Raw genomic sequence first — 19,306 nt, forward strand, 5'->3', positions numbered from 1 at the left:
AAGAAGTCTTTTTGGGATGATCGAAAATGAAGCGTTGTGCCCGTATTGCCAATCTGGCGGCCCTGCTGCTGGCCGGCACCACTCTGGGTGCCCATCTCGCTTATGCCGAGCGCGAGGTCGACACGATCCTCGATGAACGCGCTGCCGAGCGTGCGGTCGCTGTCGAACCCGGCGCCGAAGCGGCGACCGTCTCGGGCATTGACGCAGCACTCACCACTCTGGCCAAGGATCCGATCTTCGATCCGCTGCCGGTCGATTGGACGGGCCTGCTGAATTTCTACGCCGAGAACGGCGACCGCGCGCTCTTCACCACGCCGACCGGCTTTTCGGAGCTTGGCCTGAAGCTGCGCGCGCGTCTGCCGCAGGCGTCCAAAGCCGGTCTCAACCTGCCCGTTGAAGTGCAGGCGGCGGTGGCCTTGCTGGCGACACCCAATGATTCGAGCTCGCAGGCCCTGGCCGAGGCACTGCTCGCGGCGGCCTTCGTCGGCACCGCAATCGATGCCAATACGCTGCTGGGCGATGACGACATGAAAGGCGCCAAGGTTCTCTCCGTGGCCGCCGCCGCCACCGATGTCGACGCGCTCCTCAACGAGGAATTGCCGACCTATTACCGCTTCTGGTCGCTGCTCGACTACCTGCCCAGGCAATTGGCCTATTATCAGAACGGTGGCTGGCCGGAAGTGCCGGAAGTGAAGAAGATCGAGCCCGGCGACGATAATCCGGCGGTGCCTGCCCTTCGCCAGCGCCTGCTGGCGACCGGCGAGCTTGCCCTGGAGGCAACACCCGTTGCCGCCGATGCCGCCGGCAATGTGGCCGCGTCGGAAACCCATTACGATCCCCAACTGGTCGAGGCGGTGAAGCTGTTCCAGCGCAATCACGGTCTCAATGACGACGGTGTCGTCGGCGGCCGCACGATCGAGGAATTGAATGTCGACGCCGAAACGCGGCTCCGGCAGGTGCTGCTCAATCTCGAACGCATGCGCAAGGAAGGCCCCGGTTTCGAACCGCGTCATCTCATCGCCAACATCCCATCGCAGGAAGTGAAGGTGATCGAGGACGGCAAGGTGACCTTCTATACCAAATCGATCTTCGGCAAGGTGCAGCGTAAATCGCCGACCCTCTCCTCGGTGATCCATACCGTGAAGCTCAACCCGGACTGGACGGCGCCGCACAAGATCGCCGCCATCGACGAGGTGAAGCGCCAGCGCAAGGACCCGAACTTCCTCGATTCCCATGGCTTCACCATCTATGACCGCAGCGGCAATGTGGTGAGCGCGCAATCGATCGATTGGCACGAAGTCGGCCCGGGCAATTTCCCCTATACCCTCAGGCAGGCGCCCGGCCCGGAAAACGCGCTGGGTCCGGTCAAGTTCGACTTTCCCAATGATTATTCCGTGTTCCTGCACGGTACGCCGACGCTCAGTCTCTTTGCCAAGCAGGATCGCTTCTTCAGCTCCGGCTGCGTTCGTACCGAAACGCCGGTCGACCTTGCCGAATTCATGCTGAAGGATGACCCGGCCTGGTCGCGGGCGCGCATCGACGAGGTGTTGAAGACCGGCAAGACCACCCTGGTGAAGCTGCAGAATCCGCTGCCCGTGCACATTACCTATATGACTGCCTGGGTGGACGAGGACGGTGTCATGCAGTTCCGCAAGGACGCCTATGGTTACGACAAGCTGCCATCGGTCCCGTCGGGTATCGAAATGACGATGGCCATGGCGCAACCGGATCCGAATGCCAAGCGTGCGGATTTGCGCGAATGATGAAGGGATGCTGACGATGCGCCATCTGCCGCTCGTGATCGCGCTGTTCACCGGCCTCGCCGCGGCCTTGCCCGCGGCGGCGGACGGCAATGCCGGCCTCAAGGCCTATCAGGCAGGCGATTACGCGACGGCGATGAAGGAATTCCTGCCGCTTGCCGAGGCTGGGCAGGCAACGGCGCAGGCCGCTGTCGGCCAGATGTATTTGAATGGCGAAGGTGTCCCGCAGGATGCCGGTCAGGCCGCGATCTGGCTGGAAAAGGCCGCCAATGGCGGCAATGCCCGTGCCCGCTATCAGATCGGCAACATGTATGCGGCCGGCATGGGCGTGCCGGTCGACGATATGAAGGCATCCTATTACCTGTTGAAAGCTGCCAACCAGAACATGGCGCAGGCCCAGCTCAGCATGGCGCAGCGTTTCTATCACGGCCTCGGCGTGCCGAAGGACATGGTGCAGAGCTTCCTCTATGCCGCCTTGAGCGCCAAGCAGGGCAATCAGGATGGCCTTGCCATCGCCAACACGCTGGGCGAATCCCTGACGCCGGATGAACAGGCCCGTGCCCAGGCCCTGGTCGAAAACTGGCAACCCAGCACGAACTGATCGAACCTCGCCGCGCCGCCACGCGACCAAGGGCGGCACTTTCACGGATGTGAATCAGTGTTGCGTTGCGCCACCTGGGCGCGACTCGGGGACGTGCTACCATCGGCAGCACGAACGCAATAAACACGCGGCAGGGGAATCATGGACGACCTCTTTGAGATCGTGGGCGGGCTCATCGCCTTTTTCGGCGGTATCTTTGTCGTTCTGGTCATGCCGATCATGTCCATCCTCAATTGGCGCCGCGTGACGCGGCTGCAAGGCGAAGTTCTTTCTCTGCGCCAGCAATTGAGCGGGTTGCGGAAAGGCCCTGTGGCCGCCGAAGCGGCCCAGCCCGTTGCCGCGACTGCGCCGGCGGAGCCTGTTCGGGTGGAACCTGTTTCAGCGCCGCCACCCGTCGAACCCATCGTTCCCGAACCCATCACCCCGCCGCCGCCCGCGGCGGAGACGATGATGCCATCACCCGTCGCAGATCAGCCTGCGGACATCGCAGCATTGCCGCTGCCCCCGAAAAAGGATTTCGAAGGCCGCCTCGGCGGACGCATTTATGGCTGGCTGGGCGGCATCGCCTTGGCGCTTGCCGGCATCTTCCTCGTCAAGCATTCGATCGAGCAGGGCTGGCTCTCGCCGACGGTGCGTGTCGGCCTCGGCATTCTTTTTGGCTTCGTGCTGCTGGGTGTCGCGCAATGGATGCGCAAGCAATCCAACAATCTCGGCCAGGCACTCTCGGCGGCTTCTGTTGCCGTGCTTTATGCTTCACTCTTTGCTGGTGTGGCGCTCTACGATCTGATCCCGCCCGTTCTCGCCTTCGTGACCTTGGCGGCACTCACATTCGCCGCGATCGGGCTTGCTTTGCGTGACGGCCCCTTCGTCGGCATCGTCGGTCTCGCTGGCGGCTTCCTCACGCCGGCCTTCGTCTCCAGCGACGATCCCAATGTGCCGGTCCTCTTTGGTTTCCTCTATCTGCTGCAATTGGGCGCGCTCGTGCTCCTGAAGAAGCGCGGCTGGTGGTACCAGGCGGCGATCGCCAATGGCGGCGGCCTGCTCTGGGCATTCCTCGGCGCCATGACCATCGGCGGCGACCCGACTGTGGGCGGCGCCTTCGCTCTCCCGCTCTTCCTTATCGCAACTTCCTGGACCTGCGTCTGGGCCCTGCAGAGCCAGGGCGGTGTCGCGCGTTCGGCGCACATGCTCTGGACCACGCGCGCCACCTCGATCCTCTGCTTCCTGGTCATGGCGGCCTGGCTCGGCAGTAACGAGCATGAACTGGTCGATTGGTTCTTCGCGCTGGTGCTGGTCTTCAGCCATCTTGTCGCGGCGCGCCGCTGGACGGCCGAGGATGTGCCTGCCTATCTCGGCACGGCCATCATCATCGTGGCCTACGCCCTGTGGTGGCCTTTCGGCTGGGCGCCGCCCAGCGAGATCATCCCGAATTCCCAAATCGTCGACCGCACGCTGGAGATGATCGGCGTGGGTCTCATCTTTGGCGGCGCGCTGCTTTTCGGGGGCTGGTATTTCATTCACGGTGCGGCAAAGCCGACGCGCTGGGCGGCCCTCTCGGCCCTGGGTTCGGCCTTCGTCTTTGGTGGCGCCTATTGGCAATTACGGGATACGGAGATCACAATCTCCTGGCCGATCATTGCAATCATCCTGGCGGCAATACATTTCGGTCTCGCCCAGCGCCTCGATGCCCTGCGCCGGGCCGAGCCGCGTTATGTCGATGCCTTCGCCATCCATTGCCTCGCCGTTTCCGGCTTCATCGCCATCGCCATCCCGATGCAATTGGAAGAAGCCTGGATCTCGGTCGCCTGGTCGCTGGAATTGCCGATCGTGGCCTGGGTCGCCAATCGTCTCGACATTGCCTGGCTCCGCCGCGCGATCTGGGTCGGCGGCGGTCTCGTCATCTTCGGCATTCTCTGGTCAGGCCAGGTCTTCTCGACCTGGGCGGCGGGTGACACGCTGATCTTCAACTGGCTGCTCTATGGCCTCGGCATCCCGCTCTTGAGCTTCGTGGTGACCTCCTACCAGCTCACCGCGACGCCGGAACAGGTGCTCAGGAAGGCGCTGCAACTGGGCGCCGCCATCCTCGGCTTCATCCTGCTGGCACTGGAGATCGAGCACTTCTTCTATCATATCGACGTGCCCGACCCCGCTTACATGATCCATGGCGTCCAGGCGCTGGCCTGGCTCTTGGTCAGCCACGCGCTCCTCGTGATCGGCGACCGGCGCCAGGCGCCGATCCTCCACCAGGCAGCCATGGTCATTGCCGGCATCGCGTCACTCTGGCTGCTGATCTATCCGCTCATCCTGGAACTGCCGCTCTGGGCCAATATCAGTGTCGGGACGGTGCCCTTCTTCAACCGCATCGGCCTCATCTACGGCGGTGCGGCCTTGTTGCTGCTGGGCCTGGGCTGGGCGCTGATGCGCCGGCCGCTTCTCGGGCAAATGGCCTCGATCGGCTATCGCGCCGCCGGCGCCTACGGCCTTTTCCTCGGCTTCGTCTGCGTCTCGCTCTGGGTCCGGCAATTGGTCCATGGCGACAACATCAATCTCTTCGGCCGTGCCGTGACCGATGGCGAACTCTACGGCTATTCCGCCGCCTGGACGCTCTATGGCGTGGCGCTCCTCGGCCTGGGCGTGAAGATGCGCACCCAGGCCCTGCGCTATGCCTCGGCCGCGGTGGTCATGTTGACGGTGCTGAAGGTGGGCCTCATCGACGCCTCGGACCTCACCGGCCTTTACCGCGTCGCCTCGTTCCTGGGGCTCGGCGTCGCCCTGATCGGCATCGGCTATCTCTACCAGCGCATCCTGTTCCGGAAGGAAGCCTAGCGCCGCGCCCTCATTCCTCGATGAAGGCGAAGCGCAGGATGTTGGTGGAGCCGGGGGTGCCCAAGGGCACGCCCGCCGTGATGATGATGCGCTCGCCGATCTTGGCAAATTCCTCGCGGAGTGCGATGCGGCAGGCCTTGTCGGCCATTTCCGAGAAACGCTTCAGCTCCGGCGTCACCACACAATGCGTGCCCCAGACCAGGGCCATGTTGCGCGCGGTTTCCAGTTGCGAGGTCAGGCACAGGATCGGCACTTCCGGCCTTTCTCGGGCGACGCGCAATCCGGTCGAGCCCGAGGTCGTGTAGCTGACGATGGCGGCGGCCGAGAGGGTATGGGCGACCTGGGCCGCGGCGGCGCTGATCGCATCGGCGCCGGTCGCTTCCGGCTCCAGGCGCTGCGCTTCCAGGATGCGGCGGTAGAACGGATCCCTCTCCACCCGCTCGATGATGCGGTTCATCATGGTGACCGATTCCAGCGGGTATTTGCCGCTGGCCGTCTCGGCTGAGAGCATCACCGCATCGGCGCCGTCATAGATCGCGGTCGCCACGTCCGAGGCCTCGGCGCGGGTCGGTGTCGGCGAACTCACCATGGAATCCAGCATCTGGGTCGCGACCACCACGGGCTTCCCCGCCTGGCGGCAGGCCTGGACGATGCGCTTCTGCAGGCTGGGGACATCCTCGGCCGGCATTTCGACGCCGAGATCGCCGCGCGCCACCATCAACGCGTCAGAGAGCTCGACGATCTCGTCGAGCTTGTCGATGGCCGCCGGTTTCTCCAGCTTGGCGATGATGCGGGCACGGCCCTGGATGAGCTTCCGCGCCTCGGCGATGTCTTCCGGCCGCTGCACGAAGGAGAGGGCGACCCAATCGACGCCGAGTTCCAGCCCGAAACGCAGATCCTCGCGGTCCTTCTTGGTCAGGGGCGAGAGCGGCAGCACCACGTCGGGGACGTTGACGCCCTTCCGATCGGACAGGCGTCCGCCAATCTCGACCTCGCATTCGCAGGCATCCTTCGCGGCCTTGCGCACGCGCATCCGCAGCTTGCCGTCATCCAGCAGCAAGGCGACGCCGGGCTTCAGCACGGAAAGAATCTCGGGGTGAGGCAAGGGTGCGCGCTTGTCGTCGCCGGGCGTCTTGTCCAGATCGAAGCGGAATTTCTGTCCCGCCGTCAGCGTGACATGACCCTCGGCGAACTGGCCGACGCGCAGCTTCGGGCCCTGGAGATCCATCAGCACGCCGATCGGCCGCTTGGTATCCGCCTCGACCGCGCGGATCGTTTGATAGCGCATGGCATGGTCATCGTGGCTGCCATGCGAGAAATTGAGGCGGAAGACATCGGCGCCGGCCAGGAACAGCGCTTCGATCTCGGCGCGGCTGGAACTGGCTGGGCCGAGGGTCGCGAGGATCTTGGCCTTGCGGAGTCGTCTCATGAAACTGCCTTATTGATCAGAATGACGCGAATGTCGTTGATATTGGTCCGGGTCGGTCCCGTCACGATCAGATCCCCCAGGGCCGAAAAGAATCCATAGCCGTCATTGTCTGCCAGCATGGCCTTGGCACTCAAGCCTTTTAGGGTCGCCCGGGCCATCGAATCGGGGGTGAGGACCGCCCCGGCATTGTCTTCTGTCCCATCGATCCCGTCGGTATCGCCCGCGGCGGCATAAATGCCGGGCTGGCCGTCCAGGGCCACGGCGAGGGCCAGCAGGAACTCCGCGTTGCGGCCGCCGCGCCCCTTCCCGCGCACAGTGACCGTGGTCTCGCCGCCGGAAATGAGGGCGAGCGGCGCCTGGCCCGGCTGGCCGTGTTTGGCGACCTGCCGCGCGATGCCGGCATGGACCAAGGCGACGTCGCGCGCCTCGCCTTCGAGATCGCCGAGGATGAGCGGCGTGTAGCCGGCGGCCTTCGCCGTGGCGGCGGCGGCTTCCAGTGCTTTCTGCGGTGTTCCCAGCATGCGCGTCTCGCTGCGGGCGAGCTTCGGGTCGCCGGGCTTGGGTGTCTCGCAGGCGGGATCACGGAGGCGTTTCAGCACCGCTGCCGGCGCGTCGATCCTGTATTTCTCAAGGACCGCCAGCGCGTCCGCGCGCGTGGTGGGATCGGCGACGGTGGGGCCGGAGGCGATCACCGATGGATCGTCGCCCGGCACGTCGGAGATAAGGAGGGTGACGACCTTGGCCGGATAGGCAGCGGCGGCGAGGCGCCCGCCCTTGATCGCCGAGAGATGCTTGCGCACGCAATTCATCTCGGAAATATTGGCGCCGGATTTGAGGAGCGCCTTGTTGACCGCCTGCTTGTCGGCAAGGGTGAGGCCGTCGCCCGGGATCGTCATGATCGCCGAGCCGCCGCCCGAGATGAGGCACAGCACAAGATCCTCGGCCGTGAGGCCCTGCACCTTTTCCAGGATGCGCAAGGCTGCCGCCTGGCCCTTCGCGTCGGGCACGGGATGCGCCGCCTCCACCACCTCGATCCGCTTGCAGGGGAGGCCGTGGTCGTAGCGCGTCACGACCAGGCCGTCATCGATCTCGCCCGGCCAATGATCCTCGACGGCCTTCGCCATGGCGGCCGCGGCCTTGCCCGCGCCAAGCACGATGGTGCGGCCTTTCGGCGGCGTGGGCAGGTGGTCTTTCAGTATCTGCAACGGATCGACCGCGGCGATGGCGGCCTGGAAGATCTGCCTCAGCAAATCGGTTTCGGTGACGGTCACGAACTCTCCCCTGGATTCTCGCTCGACACTAGAAACGAGGCCCCGATTGGTCAAGCAAAGGGGCGACGCCAAAGCGCCCGTTCGCGGCGCCAGGATAGCAGGTCAACGATGACATGCCGGGGACGAGCCATTATGCTTGGCCGGAACATCCATTCCGGCCACCGATCATGACCCCCGCATCTCTCCTGCAGCCCGGCGATCCGCCGCCCGTCTCGGTGCTCAACCCGGCGGGCAGGGCGCCGCTCGTCCTGTTCTGCGATCATGCCGGCCAGGCCATTCCGCGGGCGCTGGGCGATCTCGGCCTTTCCGCCGAGGCACGCGCCCAGCATATCGCCTGGGATATCGGCATCGCCGAGGTGGCGGCCATTCTTGCCCGCGAGCTCGATGCGCCGGCGGTGCTGGCCGGCTATTCCCGCCTGGTGATCGATTGCAACCGCCGCCTCGATGATCCGACCTCGATCGCTCAGGAATCCGATCGCATTCCGGTGCCCGGCAATCGCGGCCTCTCGGCCGGGGATCGTGCGCGGCGTGCCGACGAGATCTTCCGCCCCTATCACGCGGCGGTCACGGCGGCGATCGAGGCGAAGCTCGCGGCGGGACAGAAGCCGGCGATCCTCTCGCTCCACAGCTTCACCCCGGTGATGAACGGATTTCAGCGCCCCTGGCATTTCGGCATCCTGTGGAACAAGGATTCGCGCTTTCCGGTGCCGCTGATGGCGCGCCTTGCCGAACTCCCCGATGTCTGCGTCGGCGATAACGAGCCCTATACCGGGCGCGACGAACATGGTTATTCGGTGGTGGCCCATGGCGAGGCGCGGGGCCTGCCCCACGCCTTGATCGAGATACGTCAAGACCTCATATCCGAACCGACCGGAGTGGCGCTTTGGGCCGGGAAGCTGCTTCAGGTCCTGCCCGGCCTTCTCTCCGACCCCGCCCTTCACCGCCTTTGAGGAGGAACCCCGATGGACGAGAAGATTCGCACCGAGCTTGAAGCCGCCGCCTTCCGCCGCCTGCTGCAGCATCTCGACGAGCGCAAGGATGTGCAGAACATCGACCTCATGAACCTCGCCGGCTTTTGCCGCAACTGCCTCTCGAAATGGTACCGCGCCGCCGCCGAGGAACGTGGCGTGCCGCTCACCGACCCGCAAGCGCGCGAGATCGTCTACGGCATGCCCTATGACGAATGGAAGGCGAAATACCAGAACGAAGCGAGTGCCCAGCAGAAAGCCGATTTCGAGGTTTCGAAGCCGAAACATTGAACCGGCGATAAGACCGTCACCCCGTCGGCAGCGAGCGGATGAATTTCTGCACCTCGCTCTTGAGATGCGATGACTGGGCGACCAGTTGCTGGACCGCCGCCGACATTTCGGCGGCATTGACGCCGGTGTCGCGCGCCGCGTCCTGAACCCCGGCGATCATGTCGGTCGTGGTCCCGGTGCGGTGCGACACGCTCTGGGCGGAATTGGCGATCTCGCGCGTGGCTTCGTTCTGCTGTTCGACCGATGCATTGATCTCCTGCGAAATGCCGCTGATCTCGCTGATGATCTCGCTGATCGAGCGGATCGCGTTTACAGATTTGGTGGTGGCGTCCTGAATGGCGCCGATCTGGGTCGAGATTTCCTCGGTCGCGCGCGCCGTCTGGCCGGCCAGCGATTTCACCTCGCCTGCCACGACCGCGAAGCCCTTGCCGGCATCGCCCGCGCGCGCCGCCTCGATCGTGGCGTTGAGGGCAAGGAGGTTGGTCTGGCTGGCGATGTCGTTGATGAGGTGGATGATGTCGCCGATCTTCTGTGCTGCCTGGGTGAGCTCGCCCACCGAGGCGGTGGTGACGCCCGCCTGTTCCACCGCCCGCGCGGTGATTTCGTTGGAACGCTGTGCCTGACGCTGGATCTCGGAGACCGAGGCGGTGAGTTCTTCCGCCGCCGCGGCGATCGCCTGGGCGTCGCCGGAACTCGCAGCCGAGGCATCGGCGGCACTCGCCGCCTTGTCGGCGCTGGAACTTGCCACCGCGGCGAGGCCGTCGGCCAGGGATGCCGCCTTGCCCGTGCCCGCTGTCACCTGGTCGATCACCGATTGCACCGCGCGCTCGAAATCGCTGGCGATGCGGCCCAGCAGATCGTGCTGTGCTGCCTTGGCATTGCGTTCGGTTTCGCGTTCGTGCTGGGAGGCCGCTTCCGCCGCCTGGCGCGCCTGCTCGGCCTCGTCCAGCGCCGCGGCGCTGCGCGCCAGCGCGATGGCGAGATAGTGCGACACCCAGATGAGGACACCCGCTTCCATCAGTACGATCACCGCGTGAAAGACGACGCGGCCGAAATGGGCGCCGCCCGGAAAGACCGCGAGCGGCAGCAGGAAATTGAGGCTGAGATGATGAAGCGCGATCGCCACCGTCGCCGCCAGAATGGCCCGCCAGTCGCAGAACGCGGTCAGCATGGCGAGCGAGGCGAAGAAATACATATGCATGTCGATCTGCCAGGGATGCCCGTTGAGCACCGCCACGAGGAGACCGATCATCAGCACCAGGGCCACCGACAGGAACAGGCGCTGCGCCAGGCCCTGGCTCATCACCATGGCGATCGCCGAAGCCAGCGTGAGCGCAAGGGCGATGCCGGACAGCCAGCCGACGGCGCCCGTCACCAGCCATTCCAGGCCGGCCACCACCGGCAGATGCAAGCAGATATAAAGACCGAGCAAGCGCGCGACACGGGCGCGCAAGGCGTCGATGGCATTCATGATTGTTTCCCCTGATTGTCTTTGTTGTCTTTGTTGTTTTCGTTGTTCGTGGCGCAGCCGATGGCGGTGTCGGCGCGCAGGACCAGAATGGCACCAGCTTCATAAAGCCGCGCGAGAATGGCGGGATCGTCGGCAATGGCGATGATCGACCCTGGAATCCGGCCGGGACTGATGATGCGCGCACCCGCCGCGGCGACGATTCCCACGGCGTCGCGGTTCCAGCCGAACACGGCCAGCGGCTGGTTGGCCGCGGCGGCCTGGTGCGGCCAGACGCTGGCAAGGCCGATCGCGCCCACGCCCAGCAAGGCCAGGCACAAAGCGGGCAGCAAGGCTCGCCAGGTCAGCTTGTCCGAATTCATCTGCGTCGCTCCCAGGCGCATGGCATTCCATGGCGCAACCGCAGATTAACGACCTATGGCAAAGACTTTCCTAATATCGGAAATCAATAAAATAGGAACTTAAGACTATTTCGGAATCAAGCGGGCGGGGCATCCATGCCTTCGCGCCGCCGCCCGCGCCAGACCACGATGGCGATCCCGGCCAGGATGACGCTGCCCCCCAGCAGCAGGCTCGGCGGCAGGGTTTCCCCCAATTGCCAGGCCGCGACCGCCACACCGAAGACCGGCATCAGCAGCAGGAAGGGCAGCAATTCGTCGGCCCGATGCCGCATCAGCAGCCAGTACCAGATCGAATAGGGAAGCGCGAAACCGAAGAAGGCGATGCCCAGCACCGCCGCCCAGCCGGTCATGGGGATGGCCGTGAGGCCCATCAGCGCGCTCCCCTCGACCAGGAGTGCGATGACGATCATCTGCGGTGCCGCGTGGCGCGCCATGGCGGCATAAAGCGTCATGCCCTGATCCTTGGCGACCACGGGAATGACCGCCTGTGTCACCGCCCAGGAGGTGACGCAGATCAGCATGGCGCCGATGCCCAGGTAATCGGCGGTCTCCTCGGGAATGCCGATCACGATGACGATGCCGGCAAGGCAGATGAGCGAGCCGAGACCGTTTTTCCAATTGGGCTTGTCGCGTCCCAGGCACCAGGAGGCGATGACGCCGACGGGAAGCTGCAATTGCATCAGCAGCACGGCGGTCGAGGCCGGCAGCAGGAGGAGGGCGTAATAGACCATCGTGCTCTGGATCGTGCAGCCGAAGAGGGCCAGCAGGAACAGCGTCTTCGTCGGCGTCTGGGCGCGCTTGACCAGGGGCGTCAGCAGCAGGGCCACGATCACATAGATGAACGTCACCAGGATGACCGGTGAAAACCAGGTCTCGACCGCGGGTTTGGCGAGCGTATAGACCGGCCCCCAGAGAACCTGGATCAGCACGGCAAGGGCGATATGGGGAATCGGCATTTCTGTCTCGGGCAACGCCGCCGGCGCTGATTTGCGCGGAACCGGGCGGGGATCGGCGGCGGCACTCTGCCTGGAATGCAAGGCTGCGGCAATATGGTCCCGTTATCCACGTTATCCACAGGCCGAGTTGCCTTGTAGGCCTGCGGGGCGGGGGCTAGAGTCCGGGTCCGATTCGCCAGCCCTTGCCGGCGTTTCCCGCCCCCCAGACGGAGACTTCACCATGGCCGATGCCGGCGGCATTGCTGCGGACCACCTCAAATCCTTCATCGAGCGCATCGAGCGCCTGGAAGAAGAGAAGGCCGCCATCGCCAACGATATCAAGGAAGTCTATGCCGAGGCCAAGGGCACCGGTTTCGACACCAAAATCATGCGCCAGATCATCCGTCTCCGCAAAATGGAGCCCAATGACCGCCAGGAGCAGGAAGAACTGCTCGACATCTACATGAAAGCGGTCGGCATGGTGGCGTAAGGCGCCGACCATGGATTATCCCTCCCCCTTCAGGGGAGGAGAGTAAGGTAAAGGCTGCCGCCCGCACCGGCCCATATGTGACAATCATGCTTAATGATAGTCGCTATCGGGCAAAGAAATTGGTGCTGGGCGCCCTAAAGGATCAAAGTCAGCCTCACGCAAAGCCGGGATCGCCCATTTTCTGCCGATCCGCGCGCTCAAACAATACGTACTTCCCCAGTGCAAATCCTTCCTAGGGGAGTCATGCGGCCGTGCTCTTCGTAGGCCGGCCGATGGAGGCCATTGATGACATACCGGAATGATTTTCAGGACGATCCCGGCCGTCAGGAGCACGGTTTCGACAGTTTCGCCTATGACGCGACGTCCCGCTCGGCATCGGCACGCCACCTCACGGCCATGGACATCGTTCTGCTGGCGGGTTTTGCCTGCCTCGCCTTCCTGGCATTCGACGATTTCGCCAGTTCCGGAAGTGCTGCCGGCCATTATCCGTCGACCGAGACGCCGCAGCCCCAGCAGGTCTGCAGCGACGAGGAACTCCGCAACATGCATGGTGCGCGCGATGTCTGTTTCGACGTGCCCCTGCCGCCGGACCACAAGATCAGCAGCGACGCCAATCCCGGCACCTTCCAGGGAAGCTGACGCGTAGCGCTAAAGCGCGAGCGACTTCTCGACTGCGTAATTGTGAATGGGGACGCCCGTCACCTCGAACTCACGCTTGGCGATGACGGCAAAGCCCTGCTTCAGGAAAAACGGCCGCGCCCGCTCGCTGGCCTCGGCATAGAGCCGGGTCATGCCCTGCTGGCGCGCGCTGCTTTCCAGTGCTTCATAGAGGGCAGCGGCGATACCGGTTCCGGCCGCTTCCGGTGCACAATAAAACAGATCGATATGTCCGTCCGGCTCCAGATCGGCAAAGGCGACCGGCAAATCCAGCGCGTCGCTTGCGACCAGCCGGATGCGTCCATCCTCGCTCTGGATTTGCAGGCGCTCCGGTGACGGTGCCAGCGCAGCCCAGGCCTGGATCTGCGCCGGTCCATAATCGCGCGACCCAACCTCAAGGACCGAACGCCGGTAAAGCGCGCTGAGATGCGGTGCATCCGCGGCGACGTAGCTGCGAATTCGCGTCACTTGCCGGGAATCTGCGCGTGATGACAGGCGACCATATGATCGCGGCCGGCTGATTCCAGCGGCGGCATCTTCTCGGCGCAGATTTGCGTGGCCTTCGGGCAGCGCGTGCGGAACGGGCAGCCGCTGGGCGGGTTGAGTGGCGAGGGAAGGTCGCCTTTCAGCACCAGGCGCTCCTTGGCTCGCTCAACATCCGGATCCGGCACCGGCACGGCGGAATTCAGCGCCTGGGTATAGGGGTGCAGCGGATTGGCGTAGAGCGAATCCCGGTCGGCGATCTCCATCACCTTGCCAAGATAAAGCACCATCACCCGGTGGCTGATATGCCGCACCACCGCGAGATTGTGCGAGATGAAGACCAGCGACAATCCCATCTCGGCCTGCAGATCCATCAGCAGATTGACGATCTGCGCCTGGATCGAGACATCGAGCGCCGAGACCGGCTCGTCGCAGACGATCAGCTTCGGTTCATTGATGATGGCGCGCGCGATCCCGATGCGCTGACACTGTCCGCCGGAAAATTCATGAGGATAGCGGTTGATCTGGTTGGGGAGCAGGCCGACCTTGGCCATCATCGCCTTCACCCGGTCCTTGACCTCGGCGGATTTGAGGTTGGGCTGGAAGGTGACCAGCGGCTCGGCGATGATCTCGCCCACCGTCATGCGGGGATTGAGGCTGGCCAGCGGGTCCTGGAAGATGATCTGCATCTCGCGCCGCAGGCCGCGCATGCCTTTCTCGTCGAGCTTGGACAGATCCTGTCCCAGCCAGACCGTGCGCCCGCCGCGCAGGGGCAGCAGGCGCAGGATGGCGCGGCCCAGCGTCGATTTCCCGCAGCCGGATTCGCCCACCAGGCCCAGCGTCTCGCCCGGGCGCAGGTCAAACGACACACCGTCCACCGCTTTCAGGATATGGCTATGCCCGCCGAACAGGCCGCGCCTGCCGACATCGAAATGAACCTTGAGATCGTGGACCGAGAGCAAAGGTGCGGTCATGCGACCTCTCCCAATTGCGTGAGGTGACAGGCCTTGGCGCGGAACGTATCGAAACTCACCAGTTCCGGCCGTTCGGTCGCGCAGCGATCGAAGGCATAGCGGCAGCGGTCGCGGAAGGCACAGCCCGAGGGCAGCTTCTGCATGTTGGGCGGCTGGCCGCCGATGGTCTGCAGTCTTGTGACGCCATGCTCGTCGAGGCGCGGCATGGATCTGAGGAGTCCTTCGGTATAGGGATGCTGCGGCCGCTTGAAGATGTCGCGGACCGGCGCCTCTTCGATGACGCGCCCGCCATACATCACCATCACCCGGTCGGCGAGGCCCGCGATGACGCCGAGATCGTGGGTGATGAGGGCGATCGCCATGCCGGTATCGCGCTTCAATTGCATCAGCAGATCGAGGATCTGCGCCTGCACGGTGACGTCAAGCGCAGTCGTTGGCTCGTCGGCGATGAGGAGTTCCGGCCCGCACAGCAAGGCCATGGCAATCATCACGCGCTGGCGCATGCCGCCCGAGAATTCATGGGGATACATGCCGATGCGGCGCTTGGCTTCGGGGATCTGCACCCGGTCCAGCATCTCGATCGCAACATTTGTCGCCGCCGCCTCGCTCAGGCCCTTATGTGTCATCAGCACCTCGGTCATCTGCCGGCGTACCGTGAGATAGGGATTGAGCGAGGTCATCGGGTCCTGGAAGATCATCGACATCCGGGCGCCGCGCACCTTGTTGAGTTTGGCGAGTGGCACGCCGAGAATTTCTTCGCCGGTAACCTTGACCGAACCCATGGCGCGGCCGTTGCGGGCCAATAGGCCCATGATCGACATGAAGATCTGGCTTTTGCCGGAACCGGATTCGCCGACGATGCCCAGCGTTTCGCCGCGATTGATGTTGAATGAAACGTTGTTGACCGCCTTCACATCGCCTTCCGGCGTGGCGAAGGTGGTGTTGAGGTCGGTGACTTGAAGAACGGGTGAATTCATGTCCGCCTCACCGATCCTTCGGGTCGAGCGCATCGCGCAACCCGTCGCCGACAAAATTGAGCGCCAGCAATGTCACGACCATCACCGCGCTGGGGCCAAGCACGCCCCAGGGCGCGATTTCCATCGCATTCACGCCTTCGCTGATAATCATGCCCCAGGATGCATCCGGTTCCTGCGTTCCCATGCCGAGATAGGAGATGAAACTCTCGGTCAGGATCACGGCCGGCACCGTCAGGGTCATGTAGACGACCACCGGGCCAAGACAATTGGGGATGATGTGGCGTGTAATGATGCGCCAGGTCGAGACCCCGCTCGCATGCGCCGCCTCGATGAATTCCTTGCGCCGGATGCTGACCGTCTGGCCGCGCACGATGCGCGCCATGTCGAGCCAGCTTACCGCGCCGATCGCCAGATACATCAGGATGATGCTCTTGCCGAGGATGACGGTCAGCAGGATGACGAAAAAGATGAACGGCATGGAATAGAGGATGTCGACGATGCGCATCATGACGTTGTCGGTGCGGCCGCCGAGATAGCCGGCGGTGGCACCCCAGAGCGTGCCGATGACCAGGCTCACGAAGGTGGCGACGAAGCCCACCGTCAGCGAGACCTGTCCGCCATAGAGGGTGCGCACGAAAAGGTCGCGCCCGTTCTGGTCGGTGCCGAAGAGATAGCCTTGGGCGAGATCGGGTGCGGCACCGATCATGTCCCAATTCACCTCGCCCGGATCGCGCAGCCCCAGATAGGGTGCGCCGAAACAGGCGAAGGCAATGATCGCAAAGACGATCAGGCCGGTAAACGCGGCCTTGTTGCGCACGAAGCGCCTGCGGGCATCGGCCCAGAGGCTGCGCCCCTTGACCTCGGCCTGGGGGGCCATGACGGAAAGATCAGTCATAGCGCACCTTCGGGTCGAGCAGGCCGTAGCAGAGATCGGCCAGCAGATTGCACAGGATGATGAGGGCGCCGAACAGAATGGTGACGCCAAGGACCATGGTGTAGTCGCGGTTGATGGCGCTCTGCACGAAATAGCGGCCGATGCCGGGAATGCCGAAAATCTCCTCGATGATGACCGAACCGGTCACGATGTTGGCGACGGCCGGGCCCAGATAGGAGACGACCGGCAGCAAGGCAGCGCGGATCGCATGACGGGTCAGTGTCACGGCCTCCGGCAGGCCCTTGGCGCGCGCGGTGCGGACGAAATTGCTGCCGAGGACTTCCAGCATGCTGGCACGGGTGAGGCGCGTGATCGAGGCCACTTGCGGGATGGCGAGGGCGAGGATCGGCAGGATCCAATGCTGCGGTTCGCCCCAGCCGCCAACCGGCAGCAGGCCCAGCATCAGGCCGAAGACCAGGGTCATCAGCGGCGCAAAGACGTAATTGGGTATGGCGATGCCCAGCATCGCCGAGCCGACGCAGAGATAGTCGATCCAGGAATTCTGCCGGAGCGCCGCCCAGATGCCGAGCGAGATGCCGGAAAGCAACGCGAGAGAGATCGCAGCGAGGCCCAAGGTCAGCGAGACCGGGAAGCCGAGGCCGATCAGTTCGGTCACCGAACGGTCGGGATATTTGAAGGACGGCCCGAAATCGCCCTGCACGAGCCCCGCGACATAGCGCGCGAATTGCTGCGGCATCGGTTCGTCGAGATGATATTTCTCGATCAGCTTTGCCTCCACCGTCGCCGGGACCTTGCGTTCCTTGTCGAACGGGCCGCCGGGTGCCAGGCGCACGAGCACAAAGGCTACCAGGATGATGATGAAGAGCGTCGGAATGGCGCCCAGCAGGCGCCTTATGAAATAGTTCAGCATAATCGTCGCCTCCCGCCGGTGCCGAAAACGGTGCCGGGGCGGTGGTGCAAAAAAGAAGATCGGCCCGGCGGTCGCTGCCGCCGGGCCGGTTTGAAAGAGCCTCGCTTACTCGGCGACCGAGATGAAGCGGGCGAGGTGGAAGTCGAGGATGTTGTATTCCCAGCCCGCCACCTTCTTCGACACCATATGCTGCGAGGTGTAGTGGTAGATCGGGATCATGGGGTCGTCGTTGAGGAAGATCTGTTCCGCCTCGTGCAGCAGCTTCATGCGTGCCGCGGGATCGGTCTCGGTCGCACTCTTCTGCAGAAGTTCGTCGTATTTCTTGTTGTCATAGCCGGCATCGTTGCGCTCGCCGGCATAGGACAGGAAGAGGTCGAGGAAGTTCATCGGGTCGTCGTAATCGGCGATCCAGGCGGCACGCGCGACTTCGAACTGCTTCTTGTCGCGGGTCTCGAGATAGACCTTCCATTCCTCATTGCGGAGGGTGGCGTTGACGCCGACGGCCTTCCACATGCTCTGCACCGCGACGGCGATCTTCTTGTGGTTTTCGCTGGTGTTGTAGAGCAGCTCGACATTGAGCGGATTGTCCGGGCCATAGCCGTGCTTGGCCAGAAGTTCCTTGGCCATGGCCAGGCGATCGGCCTGCGCCACGTCCTTGAAGCTGATGAAGGCCTGGCTGTAATCCGTCATCTGCGGAACCCATGAATAGGCCGGGGCTTCGCCGCCTTGCGTGATCTTCTCCACCAGGATCTCGCGGTTGACCGCCAGCGAGAGTGCCTTCCGGAGATCGGCCTGCGCGCCCAGGGGTTCCTTGGTGAGGTTGATCACGTAGTAATAGGTGCCGAGATAGGGCGTGTTCTTGAACTCGTCGGCGAAATTCGCCTCGAGATCGGGAATCTGCTCGGAGGGCACGTCATAGGTGGCGTGCAATTCGCCGGCCTTGAAGCGCTTCAGCTCTTCGGCCAAATCCTCGGTCGGGTACATCACGACCTTGTCGACCTTGACGTTGGCGGCGTCCCAGTAATGCTCGTTCTTCACGTAAGCGAGCGAGGCCTGCGGGGTCCATTCGGCGAGCTTGTAGGCGCCGTTCGAAACCATGTTGCCGGGCTTGGTCCAGTCGTCGCCGAACTTCTCGACGGTGGCCTTGTGCACCGGATAGGCGATCGGGTGGCGCAGCAGGCCGAGGAAATAGGGGGTCGGCGCCGTCAGCGTGACCTGCAAGGTGTGATCGTCCAGCGCCACGGCGCCGAGCTTCGAGAAGTCCTTCTCGGTGCCCTGATTGATTTCGGTCCCGTTGGCGATGATGTAGAGGATGGTGGCGTAATCGGCGGCGGTGTCCGGATTGAGCGCGTCCTGGAAGCCGAACACGAAATCGGCCGCGGTCACCGGATCGCCATTCGACCATTTCGCATTCTGGCGGAGATGGAAGGTATAGACCTTGCCATCATCGCTGATCTCCCACTTCTCGGCGGCACCCGGGATGAGCGAGCCGTCGGGCGCGTAGGAGGTGAGACCCTCGAACAGGTCGGCCTCGATATTGGCCTCGGTGACGCCGGTGGATTTATGTGGATTGATGGTCTCGGGTTCGGCGCCGTTGCCGCGATGGAACACCATCTCAGCTTGCGCAAAAGATACGGACGCCATCAGCGCGCAGGCTGCGACGGCCGGAAGCATGAGCTTCCGCAGATCGAATTTCATGAAATGCCTCCTACCTGGATAACGCGTGAGGATCTCTAGGACGCGATTGGCTCGCGTTCCGTCCTCAGCTGGCGTCATCTTTCTGCAACCTGTGTCGCGGTTCAACGAATTTTCGTCGGGAATGGGTTGTGACATATTGCCGGGCGCCGTCCCCGAGCCGCTTTTGTTCTAATTCGATCCGGCGTGGCCGTGCAGAAGCGCCGGTAGCGCCCGGCACTCCGCCGGGCGTTGCGCGCTTGTCCCTGGAGAAATGCCGGGTGCCGCCGCTGTTC

At 63.8% G+C, this 19,306-nt stretch carries 18 protein-coding genes; 7 read left to right on the forward strand and 11 right to left on the reverse strand.

What is annotated here, in order from left to right; translation table 11 throughout:
* Positions 1-26 precede the first annotated feature (26 nt).
* The 3 genes from ACE3PR_RS00770 to ACE3PR_RS00780 all read left to right on the forward strand — a co-directional run bounded on the left by ACE3PR_RS00770 (position 27) and on the right by ACE3PR_RS00780 (position 5,187).
* A complete protein-coding gene (locus ACE3PR_RS00770) occupies positions 27-1,763 on the forward strand; it encodes a murein L,D-transpeptidase (protein ID WP_374367033.1) in 1,737 nt (578 codons plus the stop codon).
* 7 nt (positions 1,764-1,770) lie between these two features.
* Positions 1,771-2,361 (forward strand): tetratricopeptide repeat protein, encoded by a 591-nt coding sequence (locus ACE3PR_RS00775; protein ID WP_374367035.1) that lies wholly within the window; start codon positions 1,771-1,773, stop codon positions 2,359-2,361.
* Between the two features lie 141 nt (positions 2,362-2,502).
* Positions 2,503-5,187 carry a DUF2339 domain-containing protein gene (locus ACE3PR_RS00780; RefSeq protein ID WP_374367036.1) on the forward strand — a complete coding sequence of 895 codons (2,685 nt, stop codon included), beginning with the start codon at positions 2,503-2,505 and terminating at the stop codon, positions 5,185-5,187.
* A 10-nt stretch (positions 5,188-5,197) separates the two neighbouring features.
* Here the strand turns inward: ACE3PR_RS00780 and pyk are convergent, their stop codons facing one another.
* Positions 5,198-6,616, reverse strand: a complete 1,419-nt coding sequence (gene pyk / locus ACE3PR_RS00785; RefSeq protein ID WP_374367038.1) for a pyruvate kinase — start codon at positions 6,614-6,616, stop codon at positions 5,198-5,200.
* Positions 6,613-7,887, reverse strand: a complete 1,275-nt coding sequence (locus tag ACE3PR_RS00790; protein ID WP_374367040.1) for a glycerate kinase — start codon at positions 7,885-7,887, stop codon at positions 6,613-6,615. The genes pyk and ACE3PR_RS00790 overlap by 4 nt, the downstream gene beginning before the upstream one ends.
* 167 nt (positions 7,888-8,054) lie before the next feature.
* Here ACE3PR_RS00790 and ACE3PR_RS00795 point away from each other — a divergent pair, with 167 nt between their 5' ends.
* Positions 8,055-8,837: an N-formylglutamate amidohydrolase gene (locus tag ACE3PR_RS00795; protein ID WP_374367042.1), complete on the forward strand. Its 783-nt coding sequence runs from the start codon at positions 8,055-8,057 to the stop codon at positions 8,835-8,837.
* Positions 8,838-8,849: 12 nt separating this feature from the next.
* The gene (locus ACE3PR_RS00800; RefSeq protein ID WP_374367044.1) at positions 8,850-9,146 is read left to right on the forward strand and encodes a DUF1244 domain-containing protein; all 297 of its coding nucleotides are present in this window, start codon (positions 8,850-8,852) and stop codon (positions 9,144-9,146) included.
* Between the two features lie 16 nt (positions 9,147-9,162).
* On the opposite strand, the gene ACE3PR_RS00805 is transcribed toward ACE3PR_RS00800, so the two are convergent.
* The 3 genes from ACE3PR_RS00805 to ACE3PR_RS00815 form a co-directional block, all read right to left on the reverse strand.
* Complete coding sequence (locus tag ACE3PR_RS00805; protein ID WP_374367046.1) at positions 9,163-10,617, reverse strand: methyl-accepting chemotaxis protein; 1,455 nt, start codon at positions 10,615-10,617, stop codon at positions 9,163-9,165.
* Positions 10,614-10,976, reverse strand: coding sequence for a hypothetical protein (locus ACE3PR_RS00810; protein ID WP_374367048.1), 363 nt, complete (start codon positions 10,974-10,976; stop codon positions 10,614-10,616). Before ACE3PR_RS00810 ends, ACE3PR_RS00805 begins: the two co-directional genes overlap by 4 nt.
* Before the next feature lie 116 nt (positions 10,977-11,092).
* The gene (locus tag ACE3PR_RS00815; RefSeq protein ID WP_374367050.1) at positions 11,093-11,971 is read right to left on the reverse strand and encodes a DMT family transporter; all 879 of its coding nucleotides are present in this window, start codon (positions 11,969-11,971) and stop codon (positions 11,093-11,095) included.
* Positions 11,972-12,191: 220 nt separating this feature from the next.
* Between ACE3PR_RS00815 and ACE3PR_RS00820 the strand changes: the two genes are divergently transcribed.
* Entirely contained in the window at positions 12,192-12,440 is a 249-nt protein-coding gene (locus ACE3PR_RS00820; RefSeq protein ID WP_374367052.1) for a DUF2312 domain-containing protein, read from the forward strand.
* Positions 12,441-12,725: 285 nt separating this feature from the next.
* Positions 12,726-13,079 carry a hypothetical protein gene (locus ACE3PR_RS00825; protein WP_374367054.1) on the forward strand — a complete coding sequence of 118 codons (354 nt, stop codon included), beginning with the start codon at positions 12,726-12,728 and terminating at the stop codon, positions 13,077-13,079.
* Between the two features lie 9 nt (positions 13,080-13,088).
* Here the strand turns inward: ACE3PR_RS00825 and ACE3PR_RS00830 are convergent, their stop codons facing one another.
* The 6 genes from ACE3PR_RS00830 to ACE3PR_RS00855 all read right to left on the reverse strand — a co-directional run bounded on the left by ACE3PR_RS00830 (position 13,089) and on the right by ACE3PR_RS00855 (position 19,034).
* A complete protein-coding gene (locus tag ACE3PR_RS00830) occupies positions 13,089-13,565 on the reverse strand; it encodes a GNAT family N-acetyltransferase (RefSeq protein ID WP_374367056.1) in 477 nt (158 codons plus the stop codon).
* Complete coding sequence (locus ACE3PR_RS00835) at positions 13,562-14,554, reverse strand: ABC transporter ATP-binding protein (RefSeq protein WP_374367059.1); 993 nt, start codon at positions 14,552-14,554, stop codon at positions 13,562-13,564. Before ACE3PR_RS00835 ends, ACE3PR_RS00830 begins: the two co-directional genes overlap by 4 nt.
* Complete coding sequence (locus tag ACE3PR_RS00840) at positions 14,551-15,531, reverse strand: ABC transporter ATP-binding protein (protein WP_374367061.1); 981 nt, start codon at positions 15,529-15,531, stop codon at positions 14,551-14,553. The genes ACE3PR_RS00835 and ACE3PR_RS00840 overlap by 4 nt, the downstream gene beginning before the upstream one ends.
* A 7-nt stretch (positions 15,532-15,538) precedes the next feature.
* On the reverse strand, positions 15,539-16,426 hold the full coding sequence (locus ACE3PR_RS00845; protein ID WP_374367063.1) for an ABC transporter permease subunit: 888 nt from the start codon (positions 16,424-16,426) through the stop codon (positions 15,539-15,541).
* Positions 16,419-17,336, reverse strand: a complete 918-nt coding sequence (oppB, locus tag ACE3PR_RS00850; RefSeq protein ID WP_374367065.1) for an oligopeptide ABC transporter permease OppB — start codon at positions 17,334-17,336, stop codon at positions 16,419-16,421. The genes ACE3PR_RS00845 and oppB overlap by 8 nt, the downstream gene beginning before the upstream one ends.
* Positions 17,337-17,441: 105 nt before the next feature.
* Positions 17,442-19,034 (reverse strand): peptide ABC transporter substrate-binding protein, encoded by a 1,593-nt coding sequence (locus ACE3PR_RS00855; RefSeq protein WP_374367067.1) that lies wholly within the window; start codon positions 19,032-19,034, stop codon positions 17,442-17,444.
* Between the last annotated feature and the right edge of the window lie 272 nt (positions 19,035-19,306).

This window comes from Dongia sp. (assembly GCF_041909655.1).
GTDB lineage: Bacteria > Pseudomonadota > Alphaproteobacteria > Dongiales > Dongiaceae > Dongia.